Origin of the sequence: Xanthomonas sp. MLO165 (genome assembly GCF_018831305.1) — a bacterium.
In the GTDB taxonomy this organism is placed as follows: Bacteria; Pseudomonadota; Gammaproteobacteria; order Xanthomonadales; family Xanthomonadaceae; genus Xanthomonas; species Xanthomonas arboricola.
This window is the reverse complement of the sequence record NZ_CP029263.1, coordinates 2,602,339-2,617,095: the sequence shown is the minus strand read 5'-3', so window position 1 is coordinate 2,617,095 and position 14,757 is coordinate 2,602,339. Positions and strand designations below refer to the sequence as shown.

The 14,757-nt window shown below is 65.2% G+C and carries 13 protein-coding genes; 7 read left to right on the top strand and 6 right to left on the bottom strand.

Annotation, left to right across the window (positions count from 1 at the left end; genetic code table 11):
- From DGN21_RS11020 to DGN21_RS11000, 5 genes are read left to right on the top strand one after another with little or no spacing between them, the layout of a single operon-like run.
- Positions 1-1,353, top strand: a complete 1,353-nt coding sequence (locus tag DGN21_RS11020) for a sugar ABC transporter substrate-binding protein (RefSeq protein WP_126966099.1) — start codon at positions 1-3, stop codon at positions 1,351-1,353.
- Positions 1,350-2,234 carry a sugar ABC transporter permease gene (locus DGN21_RS11015; RefSeq protein ID WP_024940601.1) on the top strand — a complete coding sequence of 295 codons (885 nt, stop codon included), beginning with the start codon at positions 1,350-1,352 and terminating at the stop codon, positions 2,232-2,234. Before DGN21_RS11020 ends, DGN21_RS11015 begins: the two co-directional genes overlap by 4 nt.
- Positions 2,231-3,067 carry a carbohydrate ABC transporter permease gene (locus tag DGN21_RS11010; protein ID WP_016904891.1) on the top strand — a complete coding sequence of 279 codons (837 nt, stop codon included), beginning with the start codon at positions 2,231-2,233 and terminating at the stop codon, positions 3,065-3,067. The genes DGN21_RS11015 and DGN21_RS11010 overlap by 4 nt, the downstream gene beginning before the upstream one ends.
- Positions 3,068-3,093: 26 nt before the next feature.
- Positions 3,094-6,231, top strand: a complete 3,138-nt coding sequence (locus tag DGN21_RS11005) for a discoidin domain-containing protein (protein WP_164738904.1) — start codon at positions 3,094-3,096, stop codon at positions 6,229-6,231.
- Positions 6,228-7,187, top strand: a complete 960-nt coding sequence (locus DGN21_RS11000) for an endonuclease/exonuclease/phosphatase family protein (protein WP_237474879.1) — start codon at positions 6,228-6,230, stop codon at positions 7,185-7,187. Before DGN21_RS11005 ends, DGN21_RS11000 begins: the two co-directional genes overlap by 4 nt.
- Before the next feature lie 121 nt (positions 7,188-7,308).
- On the opposite strand, the gene DGN21_RS10995 is transcribed toward DGN21_RS11000, so the two are convergent.
- The 6 genes from DGN21_RS10995 to ykgO form a co-directional block, all read right to left on the bottom strand.
- Positions 7,309-8,529 carry a TraB/GumN family protein gene (locus DGN21_RS10995; RefSeq protein ID WP_039527050.1) on the bottom strand — a complete coding sequence of 407 codons (1,221 nt, stop codon included), beginning with the start codon at positions 8,527-8,529 and terminating at the stop codon, positions 7,309-7,311.
- A gap of 4 nt (positions 8,530-8,533) precedes the next feature.
- Entirely contained in the window at positions 8,534-9,061 is a 528-nt protein-coding gene (locus tag DGN21_RS10990) for a GNAT family N-acetyltransferase (protein ID WP_104595230.1), read from the bottom strand.
- A 4-nt stretch (positions 9,062-9,065) separates the two neighbouring features.
- Positions 9,066-9,950, bottom strand: a complete 885-nt coding sequence (locus DGN21_RS10985) for a carbon-nitrogen hydrolase (protein WP_016904714.1) — start codon at positions 9,948-9,950, stop codon at positions 9,066-9,068.
- An 80-nt stretch (positions 9,951-10,030) separates the two neighbouring features.
- Complete coding sequence (locus DGN21_RS10980; protein WP_126966101.1) at positions 10,031-11,065, bottom strand: agmatine deiminase family protein; 1,035 nt, start codon at positions 11,063-11,065, stop codon at positions 10,031-10,033.
- A 263-nt stretch (positions 11,066-11,328) separates the two neighbouring features.
- Positions 11,329-11,658: a hypothetical protein gene (locus DGN21_RS10975; RefSeq protein WP_102251925.1), complete on the bottom strand. Its 330-nt coding sequence runs from the start codon at positions 11,656-11,658 to the stop codon at positions 11,329-11,331.
- A 240-nt stretch (positions 11,659-11,898) separates the two neighbouring features.
- The gene (gene ykgO / locus DGN21_RS10970) at positions 11,899-12,024 is read right to left on the bottom strand and encodes a type B 50S ribosomal protein L36 (RefSeq protein ID WP_005913193.1); all 126 of its coding nucleotides are present in this window, start codon (positions 12,022-12,024) and stop codon (positions 11,899-11,901) included.
- 172 nt (positions 12,025-12,196) lie between these two features.
- Here ykgO and cmk point away from each other — a divergent pair, with 172 nt between their 5' ends.
- Entirely contained in the window at positions 12,197-12,880 is a 684-nt protein-coding gene (gene cmk, locus DGN21_RS10965; protein WP_024939216.1) for a (d)CMP kinase, read from the top strand.
- A gap of 183 nt (positions 12,881-13,063) precedes the next feature.
- The gene (rpsA, locus tag DGN21_RS10960; RefSeq protein WP_016903550.1) at positions 13,064-14,749 is read left to right on the top strand and encodes a 30S ribosomal protein S1; all 1,686 of its coding nucleotides are present in this window, start codon (positions 13,064-13,066) and stop codon (positions 14,747-14,749) included.
- Positions 14,750-14,757: the final 8 nt, after the last annotated feature.

Sequence of the window (14,757 nt, the reverse complement as noted above, 5' to 3'; positions counted from 1 at the left end):
GTGCGCCTTTTGAAACTGTTGATGATCTCCGCCGCACTGTGTCTGGGTGTGGCGGGGTGCGAACGCTCCGACCCCGGCAAGACCACCGTGCGCTTCTGGGCCATGGGCAAGGAGGCCGAAGTGGTCGCCGAGCTGGTGACCGACTTCGAGAAGCAGAACCCCGATATCCACGTGGATGTGCAGAACATCCCGATGACGGCGGCGCACGAAAAACTGCTGACCGCCTTTGCCGCCGATGGCTTGCCGGACGTATGCCAGCTCGGCAACACCTGGCTGCCGGAGTTCGCCCTGCTGGACACGCTGGAACCGATGCAGCCGTATGTGGCGCGTTCCAGGATCGTCGACCCGCAGGATTATTTTCCCGGCGTGTGGGACACCAATCTGGTCGACGGCACCCTGTATGGCGTGCCGTGGTATGTGGACACCCGGCTGCTGTTCTATCGCAAGGACCTGCTGCGCGAGGCCGGCTATAGCGAGATGCCCAAGACCTGGGCCGAGATGGAACAGGTGATGGCGGCGATCAAGCGCAAGGTCGGCCCGGACCGCTACGCCATCCTGATGCCGCTCAACGAGTTCGAGCAGCAGCTGTCGTTCGCGCTGCAGCAGGACGACCGCCTGCTGCGCGACCACGACAACTACGGCAACTTTCGCGGCGAGGGCTTCCGCAAGGCGCTGGGCTTCTACGACACCATGTATCAGAAAGGCTGGGCGCCGAAGGTCTCCGAGACCCAGGTCTCCAACGTCTGGTACGAGTTCTTCAACGGCTATTACGCGTTCTATCTGTCCGGCCCGTGGAACGTGCGCGAGTTCAAGCTGCGCCAGCCGCCGGGCATGGAAGGCAAGTGGGGCACTGCGCCGCTGCCGGGGCCCAACGGCCTGGGCGCGGGCATTGCCGGCGGTTCCAGCCTGGTGATCTTCAAGTCGTCGCAGCACAAGGACGCCAGCTGGAAGCTGATCGAATACCTGTCGCAGCCGCAGGTGCAGGCGCGCTTTCACGCCATCATCGGCGACCTGCCGCCGCGTCGCAGCACCTGGAAGTTGCCCTCGCTGGCCAACGACGAACTGGCGCATGCCTTCGGCGACCAGCTGGAGCGGGTCAAGGCCACGCCCAAGGTGCTGGAGTGGGAGCGCATCGTGCAGGAAATGCGCCTGGTGACCGAGCGCGTGGTGCGTGGCGGCCAATCACATGAGGCCGCCGTGCAGGAACTGGATAAACGCGTGGACGAGATCCTGGCCAAGCGCCGCTGGATCTTCGAACAGGAGGGCGGGCATGTCGGTCCGGCCGGTGCACCGGCAACGCCTGCGGCGACACCTGCCGCAGCGCCTGCAGCGGGCGAGGGGGCGGCACGATGATGAAGCGTAATTCCGTCGCCGGCTGGGTGTTCGCCGCGCCGTCGATCCTGGTGCTGGGCATGTTCTTCGGCGTGCCGGTGTTTGCCGCGCTGGTGCTCAGCGTCACCGACTTCGATCTGTACGCACTGGCCGACAGCGGCCATCTGCGCTTCGTCGGCCTGGGCAACTACATCGACCTGCTGCAGACGCCGCTGTTCTGGAAGTCGTTGTGGAACACCACGTATTTCGTGCTGCTGGGCGTGCCGATGTCGATCGGGGTGTCGCTGGGCGCGGCATTGCTGCTCAATGCCAAGGCCTCGCGCTTCAAGGCGTTGTTCCGTACCGCCTTGTTCGCCCCGGTGGTGACCACGCTGGTGGCGGTGGCGGTGATCTGGCGCTATCTGTTCCACATCAAGTACGGCCTGGTGAACTTCGGTCTGAGCCATCTGGGCATCGCCCCGATCGACTGGCTGGGCGACCCACGCTGGGCGATGCCGACCATCATGCTGTTCGCGGTATGGAAGAACTTCGGCTACAACATGGTGATCTTCCTGGCCGGGCTGCAGGCGATCCCGCAGGACCTGTACGAGGCCGCGCGCATCGATGGCGCCTCGCGCTGGAAGCAGTTCCTGCATATCACCCTGCCGATGCTCGGCCCGGTGCTGATGGTGGTCGGGGTGATCACCATCTCCGGCTATTTCCAGCTGTTCGCCGAGCCCTACGTGATGACCCGCGGCGACCCACTGCAAAGCACCGTGAGCGTGCTGTATTTCATGTTCGAGGAAGGCTTCAAGTGGTGGAACCTCGGCCGCGCGTCGGCAGTGGCGTTCCTGCTGTTCCTGATCATCCTGGCGGTGACCACCGTGATGCTGCGCTTTGGCCGCAAGAGGGATTTGATATGAGTCGTGATGTCGGCCAATCGCGCTGGAATGGCGTGCTGATCAACGGTGGCCTGCTGCTGCTGGCGCTGGTCAGCCTGGCGCCGCTGCTGTGGATGCTGTCGGTGTCGTTCATGCCCACCGGCGAGGCCAGCCGCTTTCCGCCGCCGATGCTGCCCTCGGCGTTCACCACCGCCAACTACCACGAGCTGTTCGCGCGCACCGGCATGGCGCGCAATTTCGCCAACAGCCTGATGGTGTCCGGGCTGATCACGCTCGGCTCGCTGCTGATCAACACCATGGCCGGCTATGCGTTCGCCAAGCTGCAGTTCGTCGGCCGTGAGCGCATCTTCAAGATCCTGATGGCCGCGTTGGTGATTCCAGCTCAGGTGGCGATGCTGCCGTTGTTCCTGTTGATGAAGCAGCTGCATCTGGTCAACAACATCGGCGGGGTGGTGGTGCCGGCGCTGGCGACGGTGTTCGGCATCTTCCTGGTGCGCCAGTACGCGCGCAGCATACCCGATGAACTGATCGAGGCCGCGCGCATCGACGGCGCCAGCGAAATGCGGATCTTCTTCCAGATCGTGCTGCCGATGCTCAAGCCGGTGCTGGTCACCCTGACCATCTTCACCTTCATGGGCTCGTGGAACGATTTCATGTGGCCGCTGATCGTGCTGACCGACCAGGAGCAGTACACCTTGCCGGTGGCGCTGGCCGCACTGTCGCGCGAGCACATCATGGACGTGGAGCTGATGATGGCCGGCGCAGTGGTGACGGTGATTCCGGTGCTGCTATTGTTCGTCGCGCTGCAGCGCTACTACATCCAAGGTCTTCTGCTGGGGAGTGTGAAGGGGTGAAGCCAATGTTCCTGCGATTGTTTGCCATGACCGCTGTTGCCACCTCTGCGGTCACGGCGCAGGCGCAGGAACGCGTGCTCGACGGCTTCAACGACATCGGCGCCTGGCGCCTGGTGGTGTCCAACCAGGTCAGCGGCTCGCTGCGGCCGGTCGCCACCAGTGCCGGCGGGCATGCGCTGTGCCTGGACTACAACTTCAACGGCGTGTCCGGCTATGTCGGCATCCGTCGCAACCTGCCGATCGACTATCCGGACAATTACCGCATCGGCTTTGCGCTGCGCGGCGACTCGCCGTCCAACGACCTGCAGGTCAAGTTGATCGATGCCAGCGGCGACAACGTGTGGTGGGTCAACCGGCCCGGCTTCAACTTCCCGAAGAACTGGACCACCGTCGGCTATCGCAAGCGCAACATCGAAAAGGCCTGGGGCCCGGGCCAGGACAAGCAGCTGCGCAGCAGTGCGGATGTCGAGTTCACCATCTACAACAAGGTCGGCGGCAAGGGCACGGTGTGCTTCGACCGCCTGACGCTCACGCCGCTGCCGCCGGAAGACACCTCGCCGTTGAAGGCCGAGGCCATCACCGATACCGCGCCCGCCCTGGAACAACGCCTGGCCGACGGCAAGCCGGAGACCTTCTGGCTCAGCGGCGCGGTCAAGCAACAGACCGTCACGCTGGACCTGGGCAAGGTGCGCGAATTCGGCGGCGCGGTGGTGCAGTGGGTCCCCGGCCTGCAGGCCTCGCAATACGTGGTGCGCGCGTCCAGCGATGGGCGCGGCTGGCGCGACCTGCGCACCGTCACGGCCGGTGCCGGCGGCACCGATTGGCTGGCGCTGCCGGACACCGAGGCGCGTTACCTGCGCTTCGATCTCAAGGACGGCCCCAACTGGCGCTACGGCATCAAGGAAGTGCAGCTGCAGCCGCTGGCGTTTGCGGCGACCCCGAACGACTTCATCAAGTCGCTGGCCGCGCAGATGCCGCGCGGCAGCTATCCGCGCGGTTTCTCCGGCGAGCAGCCGTACTGGACCATCCTGGGTCTGGATGGCGGCACCGAGCAGGGCCTGATCGGCGAGGACGGCGCGGTGGAAGTGGGCAAGGGCGGCTTCAGCATCGAGCCGTTCGTGGTCACCGGCGGCAAGCTGCTGCACTGGTCCGACGTCAGCAGCGAACAGAGCCTGCAGGACGATTACCTGCCGATTCCCATCGTCGACTGGCACCACGACCTGATGAACCTGCGCGTGACCGCGTTCGTGCAGGGCACCCCGGATCAGGCGCAACTGGTCGCACGCTATCAGCTGCACAACACCGGCAAGGAGGCGCGCGACTTCACGCTGGCGTTGGCGGTGCGGCCGTTCCAGGTCAACCCGCCGGCGCAGTTCCTCAATACCCTGGGCGGCGTCAGCCGGATCGAACAACTGGCGGTGGAGGGCGCGCAGGTCAGCGTCAACGGCAAGCCGCGGGTATTCGCCGCACAACGTCCGGATGCCGGCTTTGCCAGCGCCTTCGACAGCGGCATGGATGTCAGCCATCTCACCGCCGCCACGCCGCCGACGATCACCCAGGTCAAGGACGACACCGGCCTGGCTTCGGGCGTGCTGCTGTATCGCTGGAAGCTGGAGCCCGGCCAACAGCGCGAGGTGGCGCTGGTGATTCCGCAGACCGGCACCGCGCAACTGCCGGCCGGCTTCGATGCCGACAAGGCGCAGCAGCAGGTGGCCCAACAGTGGCGCAGCAAGCTCGATCGCGTGCGCATCAGCGTGCCGGCCGAAGGCAAGCCGGTGGTCGACACCCTGCGCACCGCGCTGGCGCACATGTTGATCTCGCGCATCGGCCCGCGCCTGCAGCCGGGCACGCGCTCGTATTCGCGCAGCTGGATCCGCGACGGCGCGATGATTTCCGAAGGCCTGCTGCGGCTCGGCCGCGAAGACGTGGTGCGCGAGTACGTCGACTGGTTCGCCCCGTATCAGTTCGCCGACGGCATGGTGCCGTGCTGCGTGGACGACCGCGGCAGCGACCCGGTGCCCGAGAACGACAGCCATGGCGAGCTGATCTTCAACATCGCCGAGTACTACCGCTACACCGGCGACAAGGCGTTCCTGGAAAAGATGTGGCCGCATGTGACCGGCGCCTACGACTACATGGAAAAGCTGCGCGCCAGCGAACGCACCGAAGACAACTTCATGCGCAATCCGGCCTTCTACGGAATGATGCCGGTGTCGATCAGCCACGAAGGCTATTCGGCCAAGCCGGTGCATTCGTACTGGGACAACTTCTGGGCGCTGCGCGGCTACAAGGATGCGGCGATGCTGGCCGGCGCACTCGACAAGCCCGACGAGGTCGCCCGCTTCAGCGCCGCACGCGACGAATTCAGTGGCGACCTGGTCGCCTCGCTGGGCGCGGCGGTGCGCCAGCACAGTCTTGATTTCCTGCCCGGCTCGGCCGAGCTGGGCGACTTCGATGCGACCTCGACCACCATCGCGCTGGCCCCGGGCGGCGAGCAGCAACGCCTGCCGCAGGACCTGTTGACCAATACCTTCGAGCGCTACTGGAAGGAGTTTTCCGATCGCCGCGACGGCAAGCGCGCATGGAAGGACTACACGCCCTACGAATGGCGCAACGTGGCCGCGTTCGTGCGTCTGGGCTGGCGCGACCGCGCCTGGGACGCCACCGCGTTCTTCTTCAAGGACCGTGCGCCGCAACCCTGGAACCAATGGGCGGAAGTGGTCTCGCGCACGCCGCGCACGCCGTTCTTCGTCGGCGACCTGCCGCATGCCTGGGTCGCCTCGGATTTCGTGCGCTCGGTGCTGGACATGTTCGCCTACGGACGCGAATCCGACGCCAGCCTGGTCATCGCTGCCGGCACGCCGACGCGCTGGTTCGAGGGCAAGGGCATCGGCATTGCCGAACTGCGCACACCGTACGGGCGCCTCAATTACACCTTGCAGCGCACCGACAAGCAGCTGGTGCTGCAACTGCAGCCGGGCCTGATCCTGCCGCCGGGCGGGGTGGTGTTGCCGTGGCCGTACCAGGGCACGCCGGGCAAGGCCAGCATCAACGGTGAATCTGCCGAATGGCAGAACGGCGAACTGCGGATTCAACAGCTGCCGGCCAACGTGCAGATCGATGTGCCCAGCGCGGTGCGGCGGGCCGAGCGCGCCTCGCAATGAACGACGCGGCTCGACCGACCCGGGCAGCGCCGGTGCGGCGCGGCGGCGGATGGCCGGTCGCGTGGCTGGCGTTGCTACTGTGCTTTGTCGCTGTACACGCCACGCAGGCCGCGCAACCCGCACAACTCGAGCAGACCGATCAGGCAGCACACGCATCCCCGGCAGTGCAGTCGCCGGGCGCGGCGCAGCGCGAGATGACCCTGGTCACGCTCAACCTGCATCACGACCGCGAAGACTGGCCGGCGCGTCGCGCCTATATCGCCAGACAGCTCAAGCAACTGGCGCCGGACGTGATCGCGCTGCAGGAAGTGATCGAGCGCCGCGGCAGCGTGGAGAACCAGGCCGCCTGGTTGGCGCGCAAGCTGGATTACGACTACACCTTCGCCTCGGCCGATCCGGTCGGCGCGCCCAAGCGCTACGGCAACGCGTTGCTGAGCCGGCGCACGGTGCTGGCCCGGCATCAGCGCCTGCTGCAGCCGCTGGACGACTACCGCGTAGCCGCGCATCTGCAGGTCGATGTCGACGGCCAGCCGATCAATGTCTACGTCACCCACCTCAACGAACGTGCCGATGCGCGTGGCACGGCCACACGCACGCGTCAGGTCGCCGACCTGCTGGATTTCATTGCCTCCAACAGCGAGCAGGCCCCTGTCGTGATCGCCGGCGATTTCAACACCGCCGCCGACGCCCTGGATCTGGAAGCGCTACGCAAGGGCTACGGCGACAGCTACGGCAGCGTGCATCGCAACAGCGATGCCACCGTCAGCACCTTGAACCTGCATGTGTTCGACACGCCGGCGCGGATCGACCACGTGTTCTTCCAGCAGAACCGCCTGCTGGCGCGCGAAGCGCGCATCCTGTTCGACACCCCGTATGCCGAAGGGCGCTGGGCCTCGGATCACTACGGCGTCTGGGTGCGCCTGCAGCTCGCGCCACAGGCGCAGTCCGCGCCGTAGCCGCGCGCAAGCGATCGAATGCCGTAGGAGCGCACCCGGGCGCGATGGGGCGTTACCGGTAACGCTCAATCGCGCCCACGTGCGCTCCTACGAGAAGCTGCAGATTGCAGCGCCGCCACGCTCACCCATGCAGGCGATTGAAGATCTGCACACCGGCCAGCCACACGCCGGCCATGCTGCCGAAGTTGGTCAGCAGGAAGGTCAGCACCACGCGCGAGACGCGATTGCGGTACCAGCCGCGCAAGGTCTGCGCATCGTCGCGCAGCGACAGGAAGTCGCCATAGGCCGGCTTGCGCATATGCACTTCGACCAGGGCGGCGAACGCACCGGTCGGCACGCTCAGGCGGAACGGCTTGAACGGCGCCACCACCGCCGCGGTGAGGATGCTCAACGGGTGGCTGCCCGCCAGCAGGCAGCCCAGCGCGGCCAGTCCTCCGGTATACATCGCCCACTGCAACAACAGGTCCGCGCCCATGCTCAGGCCGCCGCGCCAGAAGCCGATGCCGATGCCGGTGATGATGACCGCCAGGATGCCCAGCGTAATCCACGGAATGCGCTTGCGCTGCTGCACGTATTCCAGCGACTCGCGCAACGGGCCGGGTGCGGCGGTGTCCTGCTCCAGGTGGCGTGCCAGACCTGCCAGGTGTCCTGCACCGACCACCGCCAGGATCTCGCGCTGATCGGTGGTGGCTTCCTCGCGCAGGCGCGTGGCCATGTACTGGTCGCGCTCGGCAATCACGGTCTCGTATAGCTCCGGGCTTTCGCTGGCAAAGTCGCCGAAGCTCGCCTCCAGCATGTCGCCCTGCTTGAGCTTTTCGATTTCCTCTTCGCCCACCTCGTCAGCCGCGAACAGACCGCCGAGCAGGCCGCCGGCCAGTTTCATCTTGCCGAAGAATCCCAGCCGCCCGGACGCGCGCTTGAAGGTCAGGCCGACCTCGCGATCGATCAGGTGCACCGGCAGGCCTTGCGCGCGCGCCAGATTCACCGCTTCCTTCAATTCCGCGCCCGGCTCGATACCGAGCTGCTTGGCCAGGCGGCGCTGGTAGGCGGCCAGGGCGAGGTTGGCCGCAAACAAGGCCACCCGGCCCTTGCGAATCACCTGCACCAGGTCCAGGCGGGCGAGGGCATCTGGGTCGCTGAGCGCCTGCAGGCGCTGCGCGTCCAGTTCCACCGCCACCGCATCGTAGCGGCCGCTGCCGATCGCCCGCTGCACCGCAGCCACGCTGGCCAGCGAGACATGCGCGGTGCCGAGCAGGGTATAGCGCACGCCATCGCGTTCGACGATGCGATGCGGCTGGCCGGACAGCGCATCGTCCAGAACGTGGGTGGTTTGCTCAGTCATGGGGTCATTCATCAGAAGGAGGGGCGGTGTCACCGGAGCCGAGCGCGCGTTGCATCTGCACGCCGTCCAGCCAGCGACCATGCTTGCGGCCGATACCGGTGAACACTCCGACCGTGCGAAAACCAAAACGTTCATGCAGCCGTCGCGATGCCAGGTTGTCGGCATCGCCGATCACCGCAATCATCTGTCGATAGCCGCGCTGTTGGCAGCGTGCGATCAGCTCGCCGAGCAAGGCCTTGCCGATGCCGTGGCCCTGCGCGGCGCTGGCGAGATAGATCGAATTCTCGACGGTCCAGCGGTAGCCGGCGCGTGCGCGATAGGCGCCGACGTAGGCATAGCCCACCACCACGCCATCGCGCTCGGCAACAAGATAGGGGTAGCCGGCATCCACGCTCGCGCGCACCCGTGCAGCCATCTCATCGCGCGATGGTGCGCTGTATTCGTAGCTGTTGACCCCGGCAATCTGCTCCGCATAGATCGCGGTGATGGCCGGGATGTCCGCGTCGCAGACTTCGCGCAACTCGACAGGCATGCGGTCAGTCGATGTAGCGCTTGAGCAGGTCGCCATACGCATCGATACGGCGATCGCGCAGGAACGGCCAGATGCGGCGCACGTGTTCGCTGCGCTGCAGGTCGACGTCGCAGACCAGCACCGTCGGGTCCTGTCCGGCTTCGGCGATGAATTCGCCCTGCGGCCCCAGCACATGGCTGTTGCCCCAAAACTGGATGCCCGAGGCGCCCAACGGCGAGGGCTCATGGCCGACGCGGTTGCACGACAGCACCGGCACCCCGTTGGCGACCGCATGGCCGCGATGGCTGAGCACCCAGGCATCGCGCTGGCGCTCCTGCTCCGGTTGCTGGTCATCCGGATCCCAGCCGATCGCGGTGGGGTAGAGCAGCAGCTCTGCACCGGCCAGCGCCATCAGGCGCGCCGCTTCGGGGTACCACTGGTCCCAGCACACCAGCACGCCGAGGCGGCCGACCGAGGTATCGATCGGCGCAAAGCCCAGATCGCCCGGGGTGAAATAGAACTTCTCGTAGAAGCCCGGATCGTCCGGGATATGCATCTTGCGGTACTTGCCGAGCAGGCGGCCGTCCTTTTCGAACACGACCGCGGTGTTGTGATACAGCCCGGCCGCGCGGCGCTCGAACAGCGAGGCCACCAGCACCACGCCGTGCTGCTTGGCCAGCGCGCCCAGCCGCTCGGTGCTGGGGCCGGGGATCGGCTCGGCCAGGTCGAATTCGTCCACCGACTCGTGCTGGCAGAAATACGCACCGTTGTGCAGTTCCTGCAGCAGCACCAGCTTGGCGCCCTGTGCGGCGGCTTCGGCCACGCGCGATTCGATGATGGCCAGATTGGCCGCGGCGTCGCCGTGGTTGCGCTCCTGGATCAGCGCGACGGGAAGGAGATGACGGGTCATGGCGATTCGTCCAGCGAAGTGGCGCACTAAGGTAGCGCGCGATGGTGTAACACCGGCCTGCCGGCCGGAACAGGAGTGACTCAGGCAGCCAGCAGACCGGCGGGCAGCTGCATGGTCAGACAATGCAGGCTGCCGTTCTGCCAGATCAATGGGCGGCACGGCACCGGCACGATGACGTGCTGCGGAAACGCCTCGGCCAGCACTGCCTGCGCGCGCGCATCGGCCTTGTCGCCGTAAGCCGGCATCAGCACCGCACCGTTGACGATCAGGAAGTTGGCGTACGAGGCGGCCAGACGCCGGCCCTGGTCCAGGATCGGCTCGGCCCACGGCAACACGAACAGCCGATACGGCTGCCCATCGGCCTTGCGCAACGCAGCCAGTTCGGCGCCCATCGCCTGCAGTTCGGTGTAATGCGAATCGCTGGCCACATCACAGCCCTGGTAGACGATCGCATCCGGGCCCGCGAAGCGCGCCAGCGTATCGATATGCGCATCGGTGTCGTCGCCTTCCAGATAGCCGTGATCCAGCCACAGCACGCGGTCCTGCGCCAGCCACGCGGCAAGATCGGCACTCAGCGAATCGCGCGTGCGCTGCGGATGCCGCTCGTGCAGGCACTTCCAGGTGGTCAGCAAGGTGCCCGCACCATCGGTCTCGATCGCGCCGCCTTCCAATGCAAAGTCCACCGTCTGCACCTGCGAGGGCACGAACACCTGCGCCGCATCCAGCGAGGTGACCAGCTGATCGTCCAGGCTGGCCTCGAACTTGCCGCCCCAGCCGGTAAAGCGGAAATCCATCAGGCGGAAACCGCGGTCCTGGCGCAGCGTGATCGGGCCCGAATCGCGCAGCCAGGTGTCGTTGTAGGCTGCAACCACGAAGCGCACCTGCGCCATGTCCACCCGTGCCGAGCGCAGCCGCGCTTCCGCGTAAATCTGCAGGTCGTCATCGGCCACGCACACGATCACCGGCTCGAAACGGGAAATCGCCGTGACCAGCGCGATATAGGTCTCTTCCACCTCGGCAAGACGCTCGGCCCAATCGGTGCCCGCATGCGGCCACGCAATCAACACGGCGGACTGAGATTCCCACTCGGCAGGAAAGCGAACGCTATCGGTCATAACTTGCAACTACCTAATCAATGCCAGGCAACGCCGGGCCGTTAATTCAATCCCCGCACATGGATGTGCGGGCTCTTGCGAGGGACTCGCATCAAGTCGGCTCTTGCGAGGGACTCGCGTTGAATCGGCTCTTGCAAGGAATTCGCGTCGAATCGCCCCTTGCGAGGGACTCGCCTTACCGACTCGCAGCGATCGCTTCCCGCACACCATTGGATCAAACCACTGTTGCAGTCACCCTCCGATGGAACCCGAACAACCCGCGATCACTTGATCGGCGGCTTGGGCCCGATCTCGTTGGCATCGGCCTGGTTGGCCACCACGTCGATCACCCGGCTCTTTTCGAAGTACACGGTGAAGGCCGGATACACCCAGCGGTGGATTGTCGGCCACTGGCGCTTCTGGCCACCACGCGGCTGCAGCTTTTCCTGCGGCGCGCCATAACGGCCTTCGACCTGGCTCATGCTGTCGCCGCGCAAGGGCAGGGCAGCGGCAGGCTTCTGCTGTGCGCGGTCGATCAGCAGCGTATCGGCCGACGCAGCGGCACTGATCCCCATCAGCGCGATCAGCGGCAGGACAAACAAACGGTTGCGCATGTCATCTACTCCCCAGTGGACAAGATTCGGATGGTGATTACAGCAAAACCAGGGCCGGCGTGCTTGCAGATCGGTGGTACACAACGCCGCGGCGTATTGCCTGCCAGCACACCCGTCACGCGGAGCCGGCCGGGCATCTGAGTAGTCCAGCCTGCATCAGGCAATCGTCGGCGTGAAGGATCGGCCAAGAAAAAGCCGCCCGGAGGCGGCTTTCTCGGGTCTTGCACGCGCGGCGAAAGCTTAGCGCTGACGCGCCTTGAAACGCGGGTTCGACTTGCAGATCACGAAGACCTTGCCGCGGCGGCGGACCACCTTGCAGTCGCGGTGACGGGTCTTCGCAGACTTCAGGGAGGACAGGACTTTCATGGCACACCTCGGCGTAAACGGTTGGATTCGATGGAAGAGTGCCCGCAATCGAGGGTGCACCCGGAATTAAGCCGGCAATTCTAACCGGCTTTTCGTCGTGCTTTCAAGTGGTTGCATCGCAATCCCCGCGAGCGGCGCTACACTACCGCCTGATGACCTTCCGGAAACCTGAATGACCGACCTTTCGCCCGTCCTTACCATCGATGGTCCCTCCGGCGCCGGCAAGGGCACCGTGAGCCGGATCGTGGCCGCCCGGCTGGGCTGGCATTACCTCGATTCGGGCGCACTGTATCGCGCGGTGGGCGTGGCAGCGAGCTGGGCCGATCTGGATGTCTCCGATCCGGCCGCGCTGGTGCGCTGCACCTTCGACACCAGGGTGGAGTTCGACGATGCCGGCGAGGCAGGGCTGCGGGTGCTGGTCAATGGCGTGGACGCCACCGGCGAACTGCGCCTGGAGACCACCGGCGCGCTGGCCTCGGCGATTGCGGCCATTCCCGAGGTGCGCAGCGCGTTGAAGGAACGCCAACGCGCATTCAGGCAGGCCCCCGGCCTGGTCGCGGACGGGCGCGACATGGGCACGGTGATCTTCCCCGATGCTGCCTTCAAGGTGTTTCTGACCGCCAGTGCCGAAGAACGTGCGGGCCGTCGCCATAAACAGTTGATGGAAAAGGGTGTTTCGGTTATCTTTGACGACCTGCTGCGCGAGATCATGGCTCGAGATGCCCGTGATGCGCAGCGGGTGGTGGCGCCATTGCGGCCGGCCGAAGACGCCGTGCTGATCGATACCAGCGGAATGGGGATCGAGGATGTCGTCCAGCGTGTGGTCGGGTTGTTGACCGTTCGCACGTCGTCGTAAGCGTTCCGCAAGCGGGCATGTCCCGCCGACCGTAAGGCGTTCCAAGGCTCCGTCGCACATCCCGTGTGGCGGTTCTACTACTACTTAACCGACTCGCTGTCCGGAGTCGACCAACAGGCTGGGCGCTTGGCATCTGTCGCATTCGACGATCAACGCCCGTGTGTTCAACTGAGTAAAATTCAAATGACAGAATCTTTTGCTGAACTGTTCGAAGCCAGTCAAGCCAATCTGGCGAAGCTGAAGCCGGGCTCCATTGTCACCGGTACCGTCGTGGAAGTGCGCGGCGACGTGGTGGTGATCAACGCTGGCCTGAAGTCCGAAGGCATCGTGCCGATCGAGCAGTTCCGTAATGACGCTGGCGAGATCGATGTCGGCGTAGGCGACCAGGTCAAGGTTGCCCTCGATTCCATCGAGAACGGCTTCGGTGAGACCGTGCTGTCGCGCGAGAAGGCCAAGCGCGCAATGGTGTGGGACGAGCTGGAAGAGGCGTTGGAAAAGAACGAAACCATCACCGGCCGCATCAGTGGCAAGGTCAAGGGTGGTTTCACCGTGGACATCAAGGATGTCCGCGCGTTCCTGCCTGGTTCGCTGGTGGATGTGCGCCCGGTGCGCGACCCGGCCTACCTGGAAGGCAAGGAACTCGAGTTCAAGCTGATCAAGCTGGACCGCAAGCGCAACAACGTGGTGGTCTCGCGTCGTGCCGTGGTCGAGAGCGAGCACTCGGAAGAGCGCGAGCAGCTGATGGACAAGCTGCAGGAAGGCGCGATCCTGAAGGGTGTCGTCAAGAACCTGACCGATTACGGCGCGTTCGTGGACCTGGGCGGTATCGACGGCCTGCTGCACATCACCGACATGGCCTGGAAGCGCGTGCGCCATCCGTCCGAAGTCGTCAACGTCGGCGACGAGCTGGACGTGCGCGTGCTGAAGTTCGATCGCGAGCGTAACCGCGTCAGCCTCGGCCTGAAGCAGCTGGGCGAAGATCCGTGGGACAACATCGCACGTCGCTACCCGGCCAACAGCCGCGTGTTCGGCAAGGTCTCCAACGTCACCGATTACGGCGCATTCGTCGAGATCGAGCCGGGCGTCGAAGGTCTGGTGCACGTCTCCGAGATGGATTGGACCAACAAGAACGTCAACCCGTCCAAGGTTGTGCAGGTGGGTGACGAAGTCGAAGTGATGGTGCTGGATGTCGACGAGGAGCGTCGCCGCATCTCGCTGGGCATGAAGCAGGTTGCCGCCAATCCGTGGGAAACCTTCGCTGCCACCCACAAGAAGAACGACAAGGTGTCCGGCCAGATCAAGTCGATCACCGACTTCGGCATCTTCATCGGTCTGGACGGCGGCATCGACGGCCTGGTCCACCTGTCCGACATCAGCTGGAACACCACCGGCGAAGATGTCGTGCGCAACTACAAGAAGGGCGACACGCTGGAAGCCGTTGTGCTGGCAGTCGATCCGGAACGTGAGCGTATCAGCCTGGGCGTCAAGCAGCTGGAGCAGGATCCGTTCGGCCAGTACATGGCGTCCAACCCGAAGGGTTCGAAGGTCGAAGGCGTGGTGCGTGAAGTGGATGCCAAGGGCGCCACGATCGACCTGGCCGACGGCATCGAAGGCTACGTCGCTGCACGCGACATCGCCAACGAGCGTGTGGACGACGCGACCCAGCACCTGAAGGTCGGCGACAAGATCGAAGCCAAGTTCGTGGGCATGGACCGCAAGGGCCGCACCCTGCAGCTGTCGATCAAGGCCAAGGACGATGCCGAAATGCGCGAAACGCTGGAGGAATACCAGTCTTCGGCCGCATCCGGTGGCATGACCCAGCTGGGCGCGCTGCTGCGTGCACAGTTGAACAGCAACAAGTCCGAGTAAGCGCGTAG

Bases quoted from the DNA above. Each gene is read 5' to 3' on its own strand.
- DGN21_RS11015 (WP_024940601.1), top strand. From the start codon at position 1,350: ATGATGAAGCGTAATTCCGTCGCCGGCTGGGTGTTCGCCGCGCCGTCG.
- DGN21_RS11010 (WP_016904891.1), top strand. From the start codon at position 2,231: ATGAGTCGTGATGTCGGCCAATCGCGCTGGAATGGCGTGCTGATCAAC.
- DGN21_RS11005 (WP_164738904.1), top strand. From the start codon at position 3,094: ATGACCGCTGTTGCCACCTCTGCGGTCACGGCGCAGGCGCAGGAACGC.
- DGN21_RS11000 (WP_237474879.1), top strand. From the start codon at position 6,228: ATGAACGACGCGGCTCGACCGACCCGGGCAGCGCCGGTGCGGCGCGGC.
- DGN21_RS10995 (WP_039527050.1), bottom strand. From the start codon at position 8,529: ATGACTGAGCAAACCACCCACGTTCTGGACGATGCGCTGTCCGGCCAG.
- DGN21_RS10990 (WP_104595230.1), bottom strand. From the start codon at position 9,061: ATGCCTGTCGAGTTGCGCGAAGTCTGCGACGCGGACATCCCGGCCATC.
- DGN21_RS10985 (WP_016904714.1), bottom strand. From the start codon at position 9,950: ATGACCCGTCATCTCCTTCCCGTCGCGCTGATCCAGGAGCGCAACCAC.
- DGN21_RS10980 (WP_126966101.1), bottom strand. From the start codon at position 11,065: ATGACCGATAGCGTTCGCTTTCCTGCCGAGTGGGAATCTCAGTCCGCC.
- DGN21_RS10975 (WP_102251925.1), bottom strand. From the start codon at position 11,658: ATGCGCAACCGTTTGTTTGTCCTGCCGCTGATCGCGCTGATGGGGATC.
- ykgO (WP_005913193.1), bottom strand. From the start codon at position 12,024: ATGAAAGTCCTGTCCTCCCTGAAGTCTGCGAAGACCCGTCACCGCGAC.
- cmk (WP_024939216.1), top strand. From the start codon at position 12,197: ATGACCGACCTTTCGCCCGTCCTTACCATCGATGGTCCCTCCGGCGCC.
- rpsA (WP_016903550.1), top strand. From the start codon at position 13,064: ATGACAGAATCTTTTGCTGAACTGTTCGAAGCCAGTCAAGCCAATCTG.